Source organism: Pseudomonas sp. S2_C03 (assembly GCF_054668405.1).
On the sequence record NZ_CP162766.1, the window covers coordinates 5,461,534 to 5,480,596 of the forward strand.

General features: G+C 61.1%; 15 protein-coding genes. 13 read left to right on the forward strand and 2 right to left on the reverse strand.

Annotated elements, in window-relative coordinates; translation table 11 throughout:
• Window positions 1–43: 43 nt before the first annotated feature.
• From AB4N64_RS25120 to AB4N64_RS25155, 8 genes are all read left to right on the forward strand, one after another.
• On the forward strand, window positions 44–469 hold the full coding sequence (locus tag AB4N64_RS25120; protein WP_075946957.1) for a F0F1 ATP synthase subunit epsilon: 426 nt from the start codon (window positions 44–46) through the stop codon (window positions 467–469).
• A gap of 114 nt (window positions 470–583) precedes the next feature.
• A complete protein-coding gene (glmU, locus tag AB4N64_RS25125; protein ID WP_460119527.1) occupies window positions 584–1,951 on the forward strand; it encodes a bifunctional UDP-N-acetylglucosamine diphosphorylase/glucosamine-1-phosphate N-acetyltransferase GlmU in 1,368 nt (455 codons plus the stop codon).
• 225 nt (window positions 1,952–2,176) lie between these two features.
• On the forward strand, window positions 2,177–2,953 hold the full coding sequence (locus tag AB4N64_RS25130; protein ID WP_460119529.1) for a DeoR/GlpR family DNA-binding transcription regulator: 777 nt from the start codon (window positions 2,177–2,179) through the stop codon (window positions 2,951–2,953).
• Window position 2,954: 1 nt separating this feature from the next.
• Window positions 2,955–4,787 carry a glutamine--fructose-6-phosphate transaminase (isomerizing) gene (glmS, locus tag AB4N64_RS25135; RefSeq protein ID WP_460119531.1) on the forward strand — a complete coding sequence of 611 codons (1,833 nt, stop codon included), beginning with the start codon at window positions 2,955–2,957 and terminating at the stop codon, window positions 4,785–4,787.
• 205 nt (window positions 4,788–4,992) lie between these two features.
• On the forward strand, window positions 4,993–5,895 hold the full coding sequence (locus AB4N64_RS25140) for a LysR family transcriptional regulator (RefSeq protein ID WP_460119533.1): 903 nt from the start codon (window positions 4,993–4,995) through the stop codon (window positions 5,893–5,895).
• A gap of 130 nt (window positions 5,896–6,025) precedes the next feature.
• On the forward strand, window positions 6,026–6,652 hold the full coding sequence (locus AB4N64_RS25145; protein ID WP_460119535.1) for a glutathione S-transferase family protein: 627 nt from the start codon (window positions 6,026–6,028) through the stop codon (window positions 6,650–6,652).
• Between the two features lie 110 nt (window positions 6,653–6,762).
• Window positions 6,763–7,959, forward strand: coding sequence for a DUF3142 domain-containing protein (locus AB4N64_RS25150; RefSeq protein WP_460119537.1), 1,197 nt, complete (start codon window positions 6,763–6,765; stop codon window positions 7,957–7,959).
• Complete coding sequence (locus AB4N64_RS25155; protein WP_460119538.1) at window positions 7,946–10,066, forward strand: hypothetical protein; 2,121 nt, start codon at window positions 7,946–7,948, stop codon at window positions 10,064–10,066. Before AB4N64_RS25150 ends, AB4N64_RS25155 begins: the two co-directional genes overlap by 14 nt.
• On the opposite strand, the gene AB4N64_RS25160 is transcribed toward AB4N64_RS25155, so the two are convergent.
• Window positions 10,067–10,696, reverse strand: coding sequence for a LysE family translocator (locus tag AB4N64_RS25160; protein WP_460119540.1), 630 nt, complete (start codon window positions 10,694–10,696; stop codon window positions 10,067–10,069).
• A 143-nt stretch (window positions 10,697–10,839) separates the two neighbouring features.
• Here AB4N64_RS25160 and AB4N64_RS25165 point away from each other — a divergent pair, with 143 nt between their 5' ends.
• Window positions 10,840–11,313 carry an Lrp/AsnC family transcriptional regulator gene (locus AB4N64_RS25165; RefSeq protein ID WP_460119542.1) on the forward strand — a complete coding sequence of 158 codons (474 nt, stop codon included), beginning with the start codon at window positions 10,840–10,842 and terminating at the stop codon, window positions 11,311–11,313.
• Window positions 11,314–11,405: 92 nt separating this feature from the next.
• Here AB4N64_RS25165 and lpdA read toward each other — a convergent pair whose 3' ends face one another.
• Complete coding sequence (gene lpdA / locus AB4N64_RS25170) at window positions 11,406–12,806, reverse strand: dihydrolipoyl dehydrogenase (protein ID WP_460119544.1); 1,401 nt, start codon at window positions 12,804–12,806, stop codon at window positions 11,406–11,408.
• 206 nt (window positions 12,807–13,012) lie between these two features.
• Here lpdA and hflK (AB4N64_RS25175) point away from each other — a divergent pair, with 206 nt between their 5' ends.
• Genes hflK (AB4N64_RS25175) through AB4N64_RS25190 form a run of 4 tightly spaced genes read left to right on the forward strand, consistent with a single transcriptional unit; the run spans window position 13,013 to window position 18,949 of the window.
• Window positions 13,013–14,971, forward strand: a complete 1,959-nt coding sequence (gene hflK / locus AB4N64_RS25175; RefSeq protein WP_460119546.1) for a protease modulator HflK — start codon at window positions 13,013–13,015, stop codon at window positions 14,969–14,971.
• A complete protein-coding gene (gene hflC, locus AB4N64_RS25180; protein WP_460119548.1) occupies window positions 14,968–15,987 on the forward strand; it encodes a protease modulator HflC in 1,020 nt (339 codons plus the stop codon). Before hflK (AB4N64_RS25175) ends, hflC begins: the two co-directional genes overlap by 4 nt.
• Complete coding sequence (hflK, locus tag AB4N64_RS25185; protein WP_460119550.1) at window positions 15,984–17,042, forward strand: protease modulator HflK; 1,059 nt, start codon at window positions 15,984–15,986, stop codon at window positions 17,040–17,042. Before hflC ends, hflK (AB4N64_RS25185) begins: the two co-directional genes overlap by 4 nt.
• A complete protein-coding gene (locus AB4N64_RS25190; protein WP_460119552.1) occupies window positions 17,039–18,949 on the forward strand; it encodes a cation-translocating P-type ATPase in 1,911 nt (636 codons plus the stop codon). The genes hflK (AB4N64_RS25185) and AB4N64_RS25190 overlap by 4 nt, the downstream gene beginning before the upstream one ends.
• The last annotated feature ends 114 nt before the right edge of the window (window positions 18,950–19,063 follow it).

The window sequence follows — 19,063 nt, forward strand, 5'->3', positions numbered from 1 at the left end:
CCGGCGCCCGGCAACGGGCGCTAATTTAGGTTGAGGCAATCAGATGGCTATGACAGTCCATTGCGATATCGTCAGCGCGGAAGGAGAAATCTTTTCCGGTCTGGTCGAGATGGTGATTGCGCACGGTGCACTGGGTGATCTTGGTATCGCCCTGGGGCACGCGCCGCTGATCACTAATCTGAAGCCAGGTCCGATCCGACTGGTCAAGCAGGGCGGGGAAGAGGAGGTGTATTACATCTCCGGTGGTTTCCTCGAGGTTCAGCCGAACATGGTCAAGGTTCTTGCCGACACCGTGCAACGTGCTGCCGACCTGGACGAAGCCTCCGCTCAGGAAGCCGTCAAGGCTGCCGAGAAAGCCCTGCATGAGCGGGGCGCGGAATTCGATTACGGTTCTGCTTCCGCACGTCTGGCCGAGGCTGCAGCTCAGCTGCGCACCGTCCAGCAGATCCGCAAGAAGTTCGGCCACTAACAGGTCTTCTTGTTGCGCGATTGATTAAAAAGGGTAGCCTCGGCTACCCTTTTTTCTTTTCCGATGTTCATCACTTGGTCGCAGCCGCTGACCACCCAGGATTGGTAGCCAGTCATGTCACTTGAAATCGTAATCCTCGCCGCTGGCCAGGGCACTCGCATGCGCTCGGCGCTGCCCAAGGTCCTGCACCCGATTGCCGGCAATTCGATGCTTGGCCATGTTATCCACAGCGCAAGGCAACTTGATCCACAGCGCATTCACGTGGTCATTGGCCACGGTGCGGATGCCGTGCGTGAGCGTCTGGCGGCGGATGACCTGAATTTCGTACTGCAGGACAAACAACTGGGTACCGGTCACGCGGTTGCTCAAGCCGTGCCGTACATCGAGTCCGACACCGTACTGATTCTCTACGGCGATGTGCCGTTGATCGAAGTGGATACCCTGCAGCGCCTGCTCAAGCAAGTCGCTCCACAGCAGTTGGGTCTGCTGACTGTCGAACTCGACGACCCGACCGGTTACGGCCGTATCGTGCGTGATGCCGACGGCAAGGTTACCGCCATCGTTGAGCAAAAAGATGCCAACGAAGCGCAGCGGGCGATCACCGAAGGCAACACCGGCATTCTCGCGCTGCCGTTCGCGCAGATGAGCGGCTGGATGAGCCGACTCTCCAATAACAACGCCCAGGGCGAGTACTACCTGACCGACGTGATCGCCATGGCCGTCAACGATGGCCTGGTGGTCGCCACCGAACAACCGCACGACGCCATGGAAGTGCAGGGCGCCAACGATCGCAAGCAGCTTTCCGAACTGGAGCGCCATTACCAGCTGCGTGCCGGTCGCCGTCTGATGGCGCAGGGCGTGACGCTGCGTGATCCGGCTCGTTTCGATGTGCGCGGTGAGGTCACCGTCGGGCGCGATGTGCTGATCGACATCAACGTCATCCTCGAAGGCAAGGTGGTCATCGAAGACGACGTGGTCATCGGACCCAATTGCGTGATCAAGGACAGCACCCTGCGCAAAGGCGTGGTAATCAAGGCCAACAGCCACATCGAAGGTGCGGTGCTCGGCGAAGGCAGCGATGCCGGGCCATTCGCCCGCCTGCGTCCAGGCTCCGTTCTGGAGGCTCGCGCCCATGTGGGTAACTTTGTCGAGCTGAAGAATGCCCATCTGGGCGAAGGCGCAAAAGCCGGTCACCTGTCTTACCTCGGTGACGCCGAGATCGGTGCGCGCACCAACATCGGCGCGGGCACCATCACCTGCAACTATGACGGCGTGAACAAGTGGAAAACCGTGCTGGGTGAGGACGTGTTCATCGGCTCCAACAACTCGCTGGTGGCGCCTGTGGATATCTCCAGTGGTGCGACCACTGCGGCGGGCTCGACCATCACTCAGAATGTGGATAAAGCCCAGTTGGCGGTCGGTCGTGCTCGTCAGAAGAACATCGACGGCTGGAAGCGGCCGGAGAAGGTCAAGAAAGGCTGAGTTATCCACAATTCAGGGCAAATGTGATCTGTAGGAGCGAGCTTGCTCGCGATTGCGGTGTAACAGTTGATATCAATGTGACTGACACACCGCTATCGCGAGCAAGCTCGCTCCTACAGGTTTCTTCTTTTATCCACAGACCTTTTTTATCGTCCCCGCTTGACGAAGTTTCGCCAATAGGTTTTTATTGCTTCCGTTATCTTTCGAATCGAAACTTACCTAGTCATGTCGAAACGCAACACGCCTCAGCGCCGCCATAACATTCTTGCTTTGCTCAATGAGCAGGGTGAAGTCAGCGTGGACGAGTTGGCAAAACGTTTCGAAACCTCGGAAGTTACGATCCGTAAGGATCTCGCTGCACTCGAAAGCAATGGGCTGCTGCTACGCCGTTACGGTGGGGCGATCACCATGCCTCAAGAGCTGGTGGCCGATATCAGCCAATCTGTCTCCGCTTATAAACAGGCTATTGCCCGCGTGGCGGTCACGCGGATCCGCGAACACGCGAGGATCATCATCGACAGCGGCAGCACCACGGCTGCGATGATTCCCGAACTCGGCCAGCAACCCGGCCTGGTTGTGATGACCAATTCCCTGCACGTCGCCAACGCCCTGAGTGAACTCGAACATGAGCCGGTGCTGTTGATGACCGGTGGCACCTGGGACCCACATTCCGAATCGTTCCAGGGGCAGGTTGCCGAGCAGGTACTACGCTCCTACGATTTCGACCAGTTGTTCATCGGTGCCGACGGCATCGATCTGGTCCGTGGCACTACCACGTTCAATGAATTGCTGGGACTTAGCCGTGTCATGGCAGAGGTCGCTCGCGAAGTGATCGTGATGGTCGAGTCCGACAAGATCGGGCGCAAGATCCCCAACCTGGAACTGCCCTGGAGCAGTGTCCATACCCTAATTACCGATGATCGCCTTCCAAATGAAGCACGCGATCAGATTCAGGCCCGCGGCATCAATTTGATTTGCGCGGCTGTCAGTCAGGAGAAATAGCATGTGTGGAATTGTCGGCGCAGTCGCAGAACGTAATATCACAGCCATCCTGCTCGAAGGCCTCAAACGCCTTGAATACCGTGGCTATGACAGCGCCGGTGTAGCGGTGCTGACCAACGACGGCAAGCTCGAGCGCATGCGTCGTCCGGGCAAGGTCAGCGAGCTGGAGGCTGCGCTGGACGCCGAGCCGCTGATTGGCCGTCTCGGTATTGCCCACACCCGCTGGGCGACCCACGGCGCGCCGTGCGAACGTAACGCTCACCCGCATTTCTCCGGCGATCTGGCAGTGGTGCACAACGGCATCATCGAGAACCATGAAGCCCTGCGTGAACAACTCAAGGCCCTGGGCTACGTCTTCACTTCGGACACTGACACCGAGGTCATCGCCCACCTGCTCAACCACAAACTCAAGGATCTGGGCGACCTCACTGTGGCGCTGAAGGCCACCGTCAAAGAACTGCACGGTGCCTATGGCCTGTCCGTCATCAGCGCTGCGCAACCGGATCGACTGGTTGCCGCCCGCAGTGGCAGCCCATTGGTGATCGGTCTGGGCCTGGGCGAGAATTTCCTCGCCTCCGACCAGTTAGCCCTGCGTCAGGTCACCGACCGTTTCATGTACCTGGAAGAGGGCGATATCGCCGAAATCCGCCGCGACAGCGTGCAGATCTGGGACATCAACGGCCAAGCCGTCGAGCGCGAAACCGTGCAGTACCGCGACGGTGCCGAAGCGGCGGACAAGGGCGAATTCCGCCACTTCATGCTCAAGGAAATTCACGAGCAACCGGCCGTTGTGCAGCGCACCCTCGAAGGCCGACTCAGCCCGACTGGTGTGCTCGTCCAGGCGTTCGGTCCACAGGCCGCCGAGCTGTTCGCCAAAGTGCGCAACGTACAGATCGTCGCTTGCGGCACCAGCTACCATGCCGGCATGGTTGCCCGTTACTGGTTGGAAGAACTGGCCGGTATTCCGTGCCAGGTCGAAGTGGCCAGCGAATTCCGCTACCGCAAGGTGGTGGTGCAACCCGATACGCTGTTCGTGACCATCTCCCAGTCCGGCGAAACCGCCGACACCCTGGCCGCGCTACGCAACGCCAAGGAACTGGGCTTCCTCGCCAGCCTGGCCATCTGCAACGTCGGCATCAGCTCGCTGGTGCGTGAATCCGACCTGACCCTGCTGACCCAGGCCGGTCGTGAAATCGGCGTCGCCTCGACCAAGGCATTCACCACCCAATTGGTTGGCTTGCTGCTGCTGACCCTGTCCCTGGGCCAGGTGCGCGGTACGTTGGCTCAGGGCGTTGAAGCCACCTTGGTCGAAGAGCTGCGTCGTCTGCCAACCCGTCTGGGCGAAGCCCTGGCCATGGACAGCACCGTCGAGAAAATCGCCGAGCTGTTCGCCGAGAAGAACCACACATTGTTCCTGGGGCGCGGCGCGCAGTTCCCGGTGGCCATGGAAGGGGCGCTCAAGCTCAAGGAAATCTCCTACATCCACGCTGAAGCCTACCCGGCCGGCGAACTGAAGCACGGCCCGCTGGCGCTTGTGGATAACGACATGCCGGTGGTCACCGTTGCGCCGAACAACGAGCTGCTGGAGAAACTGAAGTCCAACCTGCAGGAAGTCCGTGCCCGTGGCGGCCAGTTGATCGTGTTCGCCGACGAGAAGGCCGGCATGACCAACGGCGAAGGCACCCATGTTGTGCACATGCCGCACATCCACGACATCCTGTCGCCGATCCTCTACACCATTCCGTTGCAGTTGCTGTCGTACTACGTCGCCGTGCTCAAGGGCACTGACGTCGATCAGCCGCGCAATTTGGCGAAGTCGGTAACGGTGGAATAAGTTATCCACAGGTACGACGCAGACCCCCGCAATCGCGGGGGTTTGTTTTTTCCGGCTCCAGCATTCAGATGCGCAAGTAACAGACCATGGCCTGCAACTGATTCCCCGACCACGCAAGCTCGACGCCGGAAGAAATAATCGCTTAGGGTCTGTTTTCCATCTGGTGCCACGCGCCACCGTCGTTTTATTGATCAAGGAATACCCAGTGGACCGATTTCAGGAAATGCAGGTCTTTTCGGTGGTCGCCCAGGAACAGGGGTTCTCGGCGGCGGCGCGTCGCCTTGGGATGTCGGCAGCCAGCGTGACTCGCGCGGTGGCCGCGCTGGAAAAACGCATCGGCACGTCGCTGCTGACGCGTACTACCCGCAGCGTACATCTGAGCGAAGCCGGCCAGCGGTATCTCGACGATTGCCGGCGAATCCTCGCCGAAGTGCAGGAAGCTGAGGATTCGGCGGCGGGCAGCCACGCAGAACCCCGTGGGCAACTGACGATCACCGCTCCAGTGCTGTTTGGCGAGCTGTTCGTCACGCCGGTGATGGTGGCTTATCTGGCCCAGTTTCCCGAGGTGATCATCAATGGTCTGATCGTCGATCGTGTCGTGAGCATGGTTGAGGAGGGCGTGGACGTGGCCGTGCGTATCGGTGAGTTGCCCGACAGCAACCAGCACGCGATCCGTGTGGGTGAAGTGCGTCGCGTTGTTTGCGCGTCGCCGTCATTTTTACAGGCCAACGGCCGACCTCAACATCCCCAGGACCTGATGCGTGCTCCGGTGATTGGCACATCCTCCATCGGCCAGCAGCGGAGCTGGCCATTTCATGAGGCTGGGGAATCGCTCAGCGTCCGGACTGAGCCTCGCTTGGTCGTGACCTCGAATCAGGCCGCCATTCGCGCCGCCAGCCTTGGTTTGGGCTTCACCCGCGTATTGTCGTACCAGATAGCCAACCAGGTTGCCTCGGGAGAGCTTGAGATTGTTCTCGCCGAGTTCGAACTGCCGCCCTTGCCGATCCATGTCGTGTATCAGGGCGGACGTAATGCACCAGCGCGGATCCGCAGCTTTGTGGACTTCACCGTTAAAACGTTGCGCGAACACCCGGCGTTGAAACGCTGAGGGTTTATTGCGACGGATGAAATAATTGATTGCGATTGCTGGTTATTCTGTTGTTTTGGCTGGGGGTGGAAGATAGCGTCCATCGGTGCTGATCACTCCTGAACGGCGCCACTCGATAGCGGAGTCGACCATGCAAGCGATCAAACTCTACAACTTCCCCCGTTCCGGCCATGCCCATCGCGTGGAACTGATGTTGTCCCTGTTGCAGTTGCCGACCGAGCTGATCTTTGTCGACTTGGCCAAGGGTGCCCACAAGCAGCCGAACTTCCTGGCGGTTAACCCGTTCGGGCAAGTACCTGCCATTGATGACGAGGGCGTGGTGCTCGCCGATTCCAACGCAATCCTGGTTTATCTGGCGCAAAAATACGGTAATGGCCGCTGGCTGCCCACCGATCCGGTCGGCGCGGCGAAGGTGCAGCGTTGGTTATCCGTGGCGGCTGGGCCGATTGCTTTCGGCCCGGGTCGGGCACGCTTGATCACCGTATTTGGTGCTCCTTATAACGCCGAAGAAACCATCGCCTTTGCCCACGTCTGGCTCAAGCTGATCGACGAGGCGCTGGAGCAATCGGCTTATCTGGTGGGTGACGAGCCAACCATCGCCGACGTTGCCGCCTACAGCTATATCGCCCATGCACCGGAAGGCAATGTCTCGCTTGATGACTATGCCAACGTGCGTGCCTGGCTGGCGCGGGTTGAGGCCTTGCCGGGTTTTGTCGGCATGCCGCGCACCGTCGCAGGTTTGCAAAAAACCGCCTGATAGCGGCAAGGTTGGAAAGGCTGCGAGCTTCGAACAGGGGCTCGCGGCCTTTGGTGTTTGCCCTGTAGCATCTGTTGGACGCTGGCTTGAGCCGTTCCAAAGGATGCTTCATGGTTTTTATTGCTCGACTGACGGTCCTGCTGACAGCGCTGGTGCTGCTCAATGGTTGCGAGCGGCAGGACAGTGCGCCGCTCGATCAGCAAGTTTATGTCTGGCAGCGGCAATGGACGCCGTCCCACGAAGCTGCGCTCGATGACAGCCGCGCGGACTTCTCGACGCTCAGGATTCTCGCCTTGCAGGCTTTTCCCCGTGCCGGATGGAGTCGGGCGCGCATTGATGCGGCGCTGCTCAAGCGAGATGGCCGACCGTTGATTGCGGTGGTTCGTCTGGATGGCCAGCTTGCGTCGCTGGATCAGAAAGAAATCACTGCACAGATTCAGCAGATGCTCACCGATTGGCAAGGCCAGGGCCTGGTACTCGCCGGGGTGGAAATCGATCACGACGCCGGGATTGCCCGGCTTGCGGCGTATCGCAAGTTTCTCACCGACCTGCGCGCGTCCCTGCCCATTTCTCTGAAGTTGAGCATCACTGCCTTGCCCGCGTGGCTCGACAGTCCTGAACTGCCGGCCTTGTTATCCACAGTCGATAGCAGCGTGTTGCAGGTGCACGCGGTGAGCGATCCACGCCGGGGCCTGTTCGACCCGGGCCAGGCGCAAAAGTGGGCCAAAGCCTGGAGTCGCATCACCCCGCGGGATTTTTACCTGGCATTGCCGGCTTACGGTGTGGCGCTGTTGCCCGGTGTGAGCAGTGCGCCCGTGGTGGAAAGCGAAGTACCGGTCGAAAGCAGCGGCGAGCGTCGTGAATTGCTCGCCGATCCTCAACAACTGCGCGCGCTTGCCCTGAAGCTTCGCAACGACCCGCCGGCCCATCTGGCGGGCTTGATCTGGTTCCGCCTGCCATTGGCCAGCGACCGCCGAGCGTGGAGCCTCGCCACGCTGGGCGCTGTAGCGCGTGGCGATCCCCTCGACAGCCGCGTGATGTTGAAACTCGCGAACCAGGATGGCCTTTATGACGTCAATGTCAGCAACGAAGGCAACCTCGACAGCGCCTGGCCCGAGCGGCTGACTCTGGCGGTGCAGGGCTGTGAGGCTGCCGACGCCCTGGCCGGTTACGCGTTGCAACAAACCCCGGATGTGCTTACCTTCACCCGCCTGCGCGACGGACGATTGCCAGCCGGCGGGCAGCGTGCAATTGGTTGGGCGCGCTGCACCCATATTGATCAAGGAGGTTCGAATGTTCACCCGTAACTGGCCCCGTCATGTGCTCTGCCTGAGCCTGAGTTTGCCACTGGGGTCGGCGTTGGCCTGCGGGCCGGACTTCCCCATGCGCTTGCTCGACAACCGTGGCCAGTCGCTGGCGGAGTTGCCCGAAGGTAATTTCCGTTTCGAGGTCAGCCGCCTGGGCCAGGCGATTGCGGGCCTGAAAGTGGTCAACGATACCCTGCACAGCGGCGACCCGGCCGAATACAGCGAGCAGCGTGAATACGCCGAACAGGACGGTTTAACGGCGCAACAGCAGGAACTGGTTAAACGCCTGCGCGGTTTGACCGATGCCCGTCAGGTTGAAACCCAAGGGGCGAGCCTGCCAAGGGAACTGGTGCTCTATACGGCAGGCGCCGTGGCGTTCAACGCGGGCGATCAGGGATTGGCCGTCGATTACTTCCGCAACGTGTTGGCGTTGCCCGCCGATCAACGCGGATTGCGCAGCACCTGGGCCGCTTATTCGCTGGGCCGGGCACTGTTCGCCATGAGTGCCGACGCTGACGCAGCCGCTGACCTGCTGGCGCAGGCACGTCAGGCCTTCGAGCAGGCTCGGCAACTGAGTATCGAGGGGCTCAGTGACCCGTTGGAACTGGGGGTTGCCAGCCTTGGCGAAGAAGCTCGCGTAGCGCGCGCGGCCGGCGACTGGAACAATGCCATCGAACTCTACGCCGCACAAAATCGTCACGGTTCCGGGGTCGGGTACACCTCGCTGAAGTTGCTGGTGGCTGATCTGGTGGCGATGCCCGAGGCACAGCTCAACGCGTTGCTTGAAGGCAAACCGGTGCAGCAACTGATCACGGCTTCCTTGATCAGCCGATTGAACTGGTCATTTGGTGATCAACCACCTGCTGAGCAAAAAATGATCAAATTACTCCAGGCCAGCACGCGCGGCAGCCTGGACAACGCTGATCGGCTGGCAGCAATGAATTATCAACAGGGCGACTACGCCAGCGCCAGGACCTTCCTCGAGCACGCCGGCGACGGTGGTCTGGCTTGGTGGTTGCGCGCCAAGCTGGCGATGCGCGACGGTGACAAGGTCGCTGCCGCCGCAGCCTATGCCAAAGCGGCCCAGGCATTTCCGCAAAACGAGTCCTGGGGCGAGCGGCGTACTCCGGACTGGGCCTTCGAAACGTTGGAGCCCAAGTGTCGGGTCGAAGGTGAGAGCGCGATCCTGGCGTTGCAACGTGGTGATTACCTGCAGGCGTTCGATCAGCTTTATCGCAGCAAGGACATTTACTGGTTCGACGCCGCGACCGTAGCCGAGCGCGTGTTGACCGTCGATGAGCTCAAGCAGTACGTCGATGCACAGGTACCTGCGCCCCCCGCGCTGACCCAGGAGGATCGCGACAACTACGTGCCGTTATCGGTGGCTGCGAAGTTGCGCAACCTGCTCGGGCGCCGCTTGCTGCGTGAGGAGCGTTACGACGAAGCGGTGACGTATTTCGACAGCGATACGCTCCAGAAAAAAGCCAGGTGGTATGGGGAATTGCGCCACGAGGCTGAATCGAAATGGTGGCCAAGCAAGCGTGCCTTCGCTTACTTCAATGCCGCGACGCTGGCCCGATTCGACGGCATGGAGTTACTCGGTTACGAGATGTCACCGGATTACGCCACTTTCGGCGGCAACTACAGTCTGGAAAGCACCGAGCTCAAGGTCGGCCCGCTGGTGGCGGAAGAAGAGGTCAAACGTCAGCAGGTCAGCACGGCGCAACCTGATCAGCGTTATCACTACCGTTATGTCGCCAACGCCTTGGCCAGCCAGGCTGCCGATCATTTACCCCATACCAGCCAGGCCTTCGCGGCGGTGCTGTGCGCGGCGACGGGTTGGAATCCTGGCCAGGCAGAGAAAACGGCGTTCTATCAGCGTTACGTCAAGGAAGGTCCCTATGTGGATTGGGCAGTCTTCTTCGGTGAACGCTGCCCTTATCCAAACTTCCAGGACGCCGACAAGCGTTACGTTACTCAGGCGTTGAGCCCGTTGCGGGCGACCCTGCGGCCTTATAAAAAGTGGTTGGAGGCAGCGGGGGTCGTGGCGTTTACAGCGGTTGCACTGGTGTTGATCAATCGTCGCAAGCGCAGGGCTCGTCAGTAGTCAGGCCTGCTGAACGAAAGTCAGGCGCACTGCGAAGCCAATCAGCAGACTGCCAAACAACCATTGCTGGAGGCGCTGGGCCGAAGGACTGCGTTGCAGCCAACGACCCAGTGTCGCGCCAGCCAAGGCGTAGGCGCTGTCGAAGAGCAGCCCCACGCTGACGAGCACAACACCCAATGTCGCAAACTGCGTCAGCACCGATCCCGCGCGCGGGTCGATGAACTGGGGCAATAGCACCGAGCAAAACAGCAAGGCCTTGGGGTTGAGCAGGTTGGTCAGCAATCCACGTTGAATCGCCTGGCGCCAGTGGGGTTTTGCGTGGCCTGTACGATTGCCGCTCAAGTCGGGCAGCATCGTGGAGCGCAGGCATTGGATGCCAATCCACAGTAAGTACGCTGCCCCGGCCAGGCGCACTGCATCGAAGGTCCAGGGCGCTGCCTTGAACAACGCCGCCAGACCCAGCGCTGCCAAGGCCACGTGACAGCCTCGAGCGATCGCCAATCCCACTGCGGTGGCCAGTGCCAAGCCTTTGCCCTGACGTGCGCCCGTCTGCAACAGCAGGATCATGTCAGGCCCCGGCAACAGGTAGACGACCGCCAACGCCATGAAAAAAAGCCATAGTCCCGTCATGTTGCACCCCAATGCGTTCGATTTGTTGAAGCCAGTCTAGAGCTGAAGGGCGGGGCAGGTGCTTGCGTAGTTTGCTTCTACAGCGTCATGGATTGGCATAACCTGCTACACATATTCGCTTTGACCATCAGGATCTATCAATAATGAAACTGGATGCCTACGACCGCAAAATTCTGGCGGCCCTGCAACGGGACGGTCGCTTGAGTAACGTGCAATTGGCTGACGAGATCGGCCTTTCGGCATCGCCTTGTCTTCGGCGGGTGCGGATGCTCGAAGAGGCCGGAGTGATTCGCGGCTATCAGGCCAATCTCGATCGTGACGAGATCGGTCTGGGGTTGACAGTGTTCGTCGGGGTTAAGGTCGAGCGCCATAACGATGAGCAAGCCGAGGCCTTCCGCTCGGCGGTGACGGCATTGCCGGAGGTGATTTCGGCCTTTCTGGTCTCGGGGGAATCGGATTTCCTGCTGCAAGTAGTGGTGCTGGACCTGCGCGCCTACGACCGGTTTCTCACCGGGCGCTTGCTGAAATTGCCAGGCGTGAGCGACATCCGCAGCAATTTTGCCATTCATACGGTGAAAGCCCCGGGGGCTTTACCTTTGGAGCATTTGCCGCTTTGAACCAAGTTGCACCCCGTCGCGGGCAAGCCCGGGTGTACACAAGTCCCGTAGGAGCGGGCTTGCCCGCGATGGGGGCAACTCAATTCCAAGCCCTACATCTGCGTTGCCATCCCCTCCACATCCATCGCCGCCTGACGCAGCGCCTCGGAGCGGGTCGGGTGTGGATGACAGGTCAGTGCAATGTCTTCGGCTGAGGCGCTGAACTCCATCGCCACGCAGTATTCGCCAATCATCTCGCTGACGCTTGGACCGACCAGATGCACCCCCAGCACTTCATCTGTACGCTCATCGGCGAGCACTTTGGCGAAGCCCTCGGTCTCGTGGTTGATTTTCGCCCGGCTGTTGGCGGTGAACGGGAATTTTCCAACCTTGTAGGCACGACCTTCCGCCTTCAGTTGCTCCTCGGTCTTGCCGACGCTGGCCAGCTCCGGGCGGGTGTAGATGACATTGGGGATCAGGTCGTAATTGACTTCGCCAGCTTTGCCGACGATCTGTTCGACGCAGGCCATGGCTTCATCTTCAGCCTTGTGCGCAAGCATCGGCCCGGACGTCACGTCGCCAATGACCCACACGCCAGGGGCTTCGGTGCGATGGCCCTTGTTGGCGAGCATGCCGCGTTTGTCCGTGGCGAGGCCAACGTTCTCCAGGCCCAGACCTTGGGTATAGGGCCTGCGTCCGATGGCGACCAGCACGTAGTCGGCTTCCAGTGCCTCGGCCTCGCCGCCGGCGGCTGGCTCGATGCTGAGCTGGACGCCGTCTGCCGAAGACGTGGCACGAGTGACTTTTGAACCCAACTTGAAGCTGATGCCTTGTTTGCTCAACGAGCGTTGCAAAGCCTTGCCTGCTTCTGCGTCCGCACCGGGGCAGATCCGGTCGAGATACTCGACGACGGTGACTTTGGCGCCCAGGCGCCGCCACACTGAACCCAGCTCAAGACCGATGACCCCGGCACCGATCACCACCAGGTGCCGGGGTACCTCGGCGAGTGACAGCGCGCCGGTGGAATCGAGGATGCGTTGGTTGTCGATGTCGACCCCGGGCAGGGGAGTGGGTTCGGAACCGGTGGCGATAATAATGTCCTTGGCGCTCAACTCGGTTTTGCCGCCCGCACTGTCCGTTACCGTGACTTTGCCCGGGCCGTCGATATGGCCCCAGCCTTTGATCCAGTCGACCTTGTTTTTACGAAAGAGAAACTCGATGCCCTTGGTCAGGCCTGTAACGCTTTCATCCTTCTGCTTCATCATTTGCGCAAGGTTGAGCGTGGGTTTGACCTCGATGCCCAACTGGGCGAATTCCGCACCCATGGCCGCCTCGTACAGCTCGGACGCGTGCAGCAGTGCCTTGGAGGGCATGCAACCGACGTTCAGGCAGGTGCCGCCGAGGGTGGCGCGCCCCTCGACGCAGGCGGCCTTGAGGCCCAACTGGCCGGCGCGGATCGCTGCGTTATAACCACCGGGGCCGCCGCCCAGAATCACGACGTCATAGTTGCTCATGGCTGTACTCCTGGATGAGTAAAGGAATTGCTCAACGTAAACTGGAGAAAAATTATGACCGTAATATGTGCGCTTGGAAGGCATTCGGTCAAGGGTTCAGCAACGCGACAGCTTCGTCGCCTTTAGATAGAACGTTCCATACGAAATATTCACGCTATTCGTTATATCGTAACGAAATGTGATTCGGGCAAAGATGCCGGGGTGTTATGCAAGTCGATCTTGAGAGTGACGGCGCCGCGATCGCCGGGTTGCCACGCTTCCAGCAAGCGGCCTTCCACAGCCGGCGTCTGGGCTGGTGGGTGGTCGGCCTTGGCGCGCTGGCTGGTGTGGGGCTGGTGCTGGCTTTTTTCGTCGCGCTGTTTGCGCCGCAGTCGCTATGGCCGGCGCTGCTGGTCAATCAGTGCGCCAGCTTGCTGGTGCTGATGGCAGGCCTGCAATCGGCGGGGTGGGTGGCGAAGTGGCGCGCCAGGGCGATGAACCCTTCGGAGACCGTGGCGGCCGCCGAGGTCGTTGAGCCCGCAGTGGGTTGGTATGAACGACTGCTGGAGCGCATCAGCCAACGCAGCAAACAACTATTGATCAACATTGGCGCGCCGACGTTGTGGCTCGCTGGCTGGGCCCTGTTGGCACTGCTGGGTATTGACCAGGTGTGGAACCTGTCCCTGCCCGCTGCGCAGTTGGGTTTTTCAGCGAATGTCGGCGCAGCGGCGTCGCTGTTGCTGGCGTTCGGCTTGCTGGTGCTGGAGCGTCAATTGGCCCAGCAATCGGCTGCCCTGTGGCCTGAGGTCGGTGCATTGGCTCAATTGGCGCGCGCGGCCATCGTCAGCCTGGTGCTGAGTGCGTTGTGCCTGTTGTTCGCCAGCAGCGAAGCGGTGTGGCCAGCACGGCTGGCGGTGTTGATCGGCCTGCTGCCGGGGCTGGTCGCCGCCGAACTGCTGCTGCGCGCCTTGCTGTCCTTGTTCACCCCGCGCCCCGAACAGCTGGAGCCGCCGCTGCTGGCCAGAAGCTTCGTTGCTGATCTGCTGCGCTGGCCGCCACAACCCTTGCTGGCGTTGCAGCACGAATTGCACAACCGCTTCGGCATCGACCTGCGGCAAATTTGGGCGTTCAGTTACATGCGCCGCGCCTTGATACCGGTGTTGGCAGTGGTAGTCGTGGTCGGGTGGGCGCTCACCGGTGTTCATGAAATCGCCATGCAGGAGCGGGGCATCTACGAACGTTTCGGCAAGCCGGTGGCAGTGTTCGGCCCGGGGCTGCATGCCGGTCTGCCCTGGCCGTTTGGCCGCGTGCTGAGTGTCGAGAATGGCGTGGTTCATGAGTTGGCCGCAAATGTCGGAGAAGTGGCGGCGCCTGTTGCTGTGCAGCCGGCGGAAGGCCCGGCACCGGACGTGGCCAATCGCTTGTGGGATGCCAGCCACGCCAATGACAAATCCCAAGTCATCGCCAGCAGTCGTGCAGACAAACAGAGCTTTCAGATCGTTAACATGGATGTGCGGTTCGTCTACCGCGTCGGTTTGACCGATCAAGCAGCATTGGCCGCGACGTACAACAGCGCCGATGTGCCGACACTCATCCGCAGCACTGCGAGTCGGATCCTGGTTCACGATTTTTCCTCGCGCACGCTCGACGGGTTGCTGGGAGAGGACAGGGTAGGGCTCGCTGAAGACATTGGCCGCGCCGTGCAAGCCGACCTGACATCGCTCGACAGCGGCGTGGAAATTCTCGCCACGGTGGTGGAGGCCATTCACCCACCGGCGGGCGCGGCCAATGCCTATCACGGTGTGCAGGCAGCGCAGATCGCCGCTCAGGCATTGATATCACGCGAGCGTGGTGCCGCGGCCGAAACGACCAACCAAGCGCAGTTGCAGGCCAGCGTCGCCTACGACCAGGCGAGCGCGAGCGCACGGGAAACCCACGCAGCGGCGCAGGCGACGAACCTCAAGTTCTCCGCCGAGCAAAAAGCCTATGCCAGCGCTGGCCAAGCATTCGTGCAAGAGCAATATCTGAGTCAGCTTTCCCGAGCCCTGGCCGGCGCCAAGCTTCTGGTCATCGACCATCGCCTGGGCGGCAGCGGCAACGCGCCGACCATCGACCTACGCACGTTCACCTCGCCAGGCGATCCCACCCCCTCGCGTAAAACCGCTCAACCAGGAGCTGCCCATTGAGCCAGTCACACACTCACGATCATAATCACGGCCATGGCGGGCACCACCACGGGCACCACCATCATCACGGCGACTCTCAAGAGGCCGGCCCCTTTCCCTGGCGACGCATGAGCTGGGCGGTGCTGCTGGTGGCCTTTGCCATCGCAGCGGCGAGCCTGGTGCAGGTCCGTGCCGGCGAGGCCACGGTGATCACCCGCTTTGGCAATCCGTCCCGGGTGCTGTTGGCCCCCGGCCTGAGCTGGCGTTGGCCGGCACCGTTCGAGGCCGCGATCCCCGTCGATCTGCGTTTGCGCACAACCTCCAGCGGCTTGCAGGACGTGGGCACCCGCGATGGCCTGCGCATTATTGTTCAGGCTTACGTGGCGTGGCAGGTTCAAGGGGATCCGGACAATGTGCAGCGCTTCATGCGCGCGGTGCAAAACCAGCCAGACGAAGCGGCGCGCCAGATTCGCACCTTTGTCGGTTCCGCGCTGGAAACCACCGCAAGCAGTTTCGATCTGGCCAACCTCGTGAACACTGATGCCAGTCAGGTGCACATCGCTGATTTTGAAGCGCAACTGCGCCAGCAAATCGATCAGCAACTATTGGCCACTTATGGGGTGCGCGTGCTGCAAGTAGGCATCGAGCGGTTAACCCTCCCGTCGGTGACACTGGCCGCCACGGTCGATCGCATGCGCGCCGAGCGTGAAACAATCGCCACCGAGCGCACGGCCATCGGCAGGCGCGAGGCCGCGCAAATCCGCTCCACTGCCGAACGGGATGCGCGGATCGTCCAGGCAGATGCCACTGTGAAAGCTGCCGAAATCGAGGCGCAGTCGCGTGTCGAAGCTGCGCAGATTTACGGGCGCGCTTACGCCGACTCTCCGCAGTTGTACAACTTGCTGCGATCACTCGACACCTTGGGCACTATCGTTGGCCCGGAAACCAAGCTGGTGTTGCGCACCGATGCTGCGCCATTCCGGGTGCTGGTGGATGGCCCAACGACGCTCGATAATAAGTCCGGGTTTCAGCCATGAGTAGGGTTCCACGTGGAACACATGCGTTGATCAGCCCTTGGATTCAGGCCGGGCGCTTGGCGTTTATTGCGTTGTATGGGGTAACAGTGCTGGCGGCCTTGGTGTGGGCATTTTCGAATGTGCGGCAAATCGATCCGCAGGATCGTGCGGTGGTGCTGCACTTCGGTGCTCTGGATCGCATTCAGAATGCCGGATTGTTGCTTGCGTGGCCTCGACCTTTCGAGCAAGTGATTCTGCTGCCGGCGGCGGATCGAGTAATTGAGCGACGGGTCACCAACCTGTTGCGCAGCGACGCTGCATTACAGGCTGACCGGTCCGCGACCTTTGCCTCGCCGATCAGTGATGCATTAGCCGGGTCAGGATATTTACTCACCGGTGACGCCGGCGTCGTGCAGCTGGATGTGCGAGTGTTTTACAAGGTTACCGACCCTTACGACTTCGTGCGTCAAGGTGAGCATGTGCTGCCGGCGCTGGATCGACTGGTGACCCGCAGCGCGGTCGCCCTGAGTGCCGCTCGGGACTTGGACACCATCCTGGTGGCGAGGCCTGAGCTTATCGGTGCCGACAGCCAGGCCGCTGAACGTCGTGAGCGTCTGCGCGGCGATTTGGTGAAAGGTATCAATCAACGCTTGCTTGAACTGGCCGCGACAGGGCAGGGCCTGGGCATCGAGATCTCGCGCGTCGATGTGCAATCGAGCCTGCCGGACCCGGCGGTTAACGCGTTCAATGCCGTCCTGACTGCCAGCCAGCAGGCTGATAAGGCGGTCGCCAACGCACGCACCGAGGCGGAGAAGCTTAACCAAACTGCCAACGAACAAGCCGACCGCACCTTGCAGGTCGCCCATGCCCAGGCGAGTGAGCGGCGGGCCAAAGCGTCCGCCGACACGGCCATGGTGCTGGGCCTGGCCAAGGCGCAACAGCAAGGCACAGACCCACAGATGTTGCTGCGTATTTACCGGGAACGAATGCCGAAAATCCTCGGTCAGGCCGGTTCAGTAACCACGGTCAATCCGAGGGACGATTCCCGCCTGATCCTTCAGGGAGCCGCAAAATGACTGCTTCTACCACCGCCGCACCCATCCTGCTGTCTTCAGCCGAGCAACGCAGCGCCGCCCGCCAACTCACGCTCGCCATGCTCGCCCTGGGGTTGCTGACGCTCGGGTCGATCTGGCGCTGGGCCTCGCCGCAACAGATCGGCGTCAGTCAATTGCTGCTGGGCGTCGCTTCGATCCTGGTGGCCGTGCCCGTGATGCGTTCGGCATGGTACAGCCTGCGCTACCCAAGTCTGCATGGCATCACCGATCAGTTGATCGCCTTGGCCATGCTCGGCGCCTGGGCAACCGGTGACCTCCTGACTGCGGCGTTGTTGCCCATCATCATGATCTTCGGCCACGTCCTGGAAGAGCGCAGTGTGATCGGGTCGCAGGAAGCCATCCATGCCTTGGGCAAACTCACCCGTAGCCAGGCGCGCAAAGTGCAGGCTGATGGCTCCATCCTGGAGGTGGACAACGGCACGCTCAAGGCCGGGGATTGGGTGGAAGTTCGTGCAGGTGATCAAGTGCCCGCCGATGGCCGAGTGCTATCCGGACAGGCCAGCCTCGATACGGCATCGATCACCGGTGAGTCGGTGCCAGTGGAGGCGGGCGTCGGCTCGTCGGTGTTTGGTGGGACGATCAACCTGGATGGTCTGCTGCGCATTGAAGTGACGCGCACGGGCACCGAGTCGACACTGGGCAAGGTCATCGCGCTGATGCAGAGTGCCGAGCGCTCCAAGCCGCCGATCACCCGGCTGCTTGAACGCTACGCGGGCAGCTACATGGTGCTGGTGTTGCTGCTGGCAGCCGTGACCTGGTTCGTCACAAACGATGCCCAGGCGATGCTCGCGGTGTTGGTGGCGGCATGCCCGTGTGCGCTGGTGTTGTCAGCCCCGGCTACGGCCATTGCCGGCGTCGCGGTGGCGGCGCGTCACGGTATCCTGATTCGCAGCTCGGCTTTTCTCGAAGAGCTGGCCGAACTCACGTCGCTGGTGGTCGACAAGACCGGGACACTGACCTTTGGCACGCTGCGCCTGCAATCAATCGACAGCCCGCTGGAGGATCACAGCCAGGTGCTCAGGCTCGCGGCCAGCCTCGGTTCCGCCAGCAGCCACCCGGTCAGCCGTGCGCTCACTGGCTTGGTCAGCCAGGAACAGTGCCTGTTGCTTTCGGACATTCACGAGCGTCAGGGCCTGGGTGTTGTGGCAATGACCGAGCACGGCGAAGCCGCACTGGGTCGGCCCGAGTTGTTCACCCAGTTGGGCATTGCTACAAGAGCCGTGCCCGAACACGATGGGCCGATTGCCGGGCTCGCCCTGGCTGGGGAGTTTCTCGCGTGGCTGTTGTTGTCCGATAGCCTCAAACCCGAGGCAAGGTTTGCCTTGGGTGAATTGCGTGAGCTTGGGTTGGGCCGTCAGTTGTTGCTCACCGGAGATCGCCACAGTGTGGCGCAGACCCTGGCCCGAGACGTCGGATTGCACGACGTCCATGCACAGGCGTTACCCGAAGACAAACTCAATTGGGTGCTCAAGGAAATCGACAGCGGTTTTCGACCGATGGTGGTTGGAGATGGCATCAACGATTCGTTGGCCCTCAAGGCCGGTGTAGTCGGGGTCGCCATGGGGCCGGGCGGGGCGGACATCGCCTTGGCGTCGGCGGACATCGTGCTGATCGGAAGTGATTTGCGACGCCTCGGCACCTGTGTACGTCTGAGTCGCCAGTGCCGGAACACGCTTCAGGTCAATGTAATCATCGGTCTGGGCTGGACGCTGGCGATTGTCGCGTTCGCGGCGTTCGGCTGGCTGGGCGCGGCAGGCGCAATGATCGCTGCGCTGCTGCATAACCTGAGCACTTTGCTGGTACTGGGCAACGCCGGGCGCCTGCTGCGGTTCAGAGAACCGTTGCTCAAGCTGAAGGATGAAACGTGAGGACGATTGATATTTTCCGAACTGCGCGAATTATTTGTAGTCCTCTGAAAAGAGAACTCACGTTTTCTTCGAAGACATCGGGCTGAAGCGCTAACGGCCATAGAAAAGGGCTAT

Coding starts and splice junctions, on each gene's coding strand:
- AB4N64_RS25155 (WP_460119538.1), top strand. CDS start 7,946: ATGTTCACCCGTAACTGGCCCCGTCATGTGCTCTGCCTGAGCCTGAGT.
- AB4N64_RS25190 (WP_460119552.1), top strand. CDS start 17,039: ATGACTGCTTCTACCACCGCCGCACCCATCCTGCTGTCTTCAGCCGAG.
- AB4N64_RS25145 (WP_460119535.1), top strand. CDS start 6,026: ATGCAAGCGATCAAACTCTACAACTTCCCCCGTTCCGGCCATGCCCAT.
- AB4N64_RS25130 (WP_460119529.1), top strand. CDS start 2,177: ATGTCGAAACGCAACACGCCTCAGCGCCGCCATAACATTCTTGCTTTG.
- AB4N64_RS25165 (WP_460119542.1), top strand. CDS start 10,840: ATGAAACTGGATGCCTACGACCGCAAAATTCTGGCGGCCCTGCAACGG.
- hflK (WP_460119550.1), top strand. CDS start 15,984: ATGAGTAGGGTTCCACGTGGAACACATGCGTTGATCAGCCCTTGGATT.
- hflK (WP_460119546.1), top strand. CDS start 13,013: ATGCAAGTCGATCTTGAGAGTGACGGCGCCGCGATCGCCGGGTTGCCA.
- glmS (WP_460119531.1), top strand. CDS start 2,955: ATGTGTGGAATTGTCGGCGCAGTCGCAGAACGTAATATCACAGCCATC.
- lpdA (WP_460119544.1), bottom strand. CDS start 12,806: ATGAGCAACTATGACGTCGTGATTCTGGGCGGCGGCCCCGGTGGTTAT.
- glmU (WP_460119527.1), top strand. CDS start 584: ATGTCACTTGAAATCGTAATCCTCGCCGCTGGCCAGGGCACTCGCATG.
- AB4N64_RS25150 (WP_460119537.1), top strand. CDS start 6,763: ATGGTTTTTATTGCTCGACTGACGGTCCTGCTGACAGCGCTGGTGCTG.
- AB4N64_RS25120 (WP_075946957.1), top strand. CDS start 44: ATGGCTATGACAGTCCATTGCGATATCGTCAGCGCGGAAGGAGAAATC.
- AB4N64_RS25160 (WP_460119540.1), bottom strand. CDS start 10,696: ATGACGGGACTATGGCTTTTTTTCATGGCGTTGGCGGTCGTCTACCTG.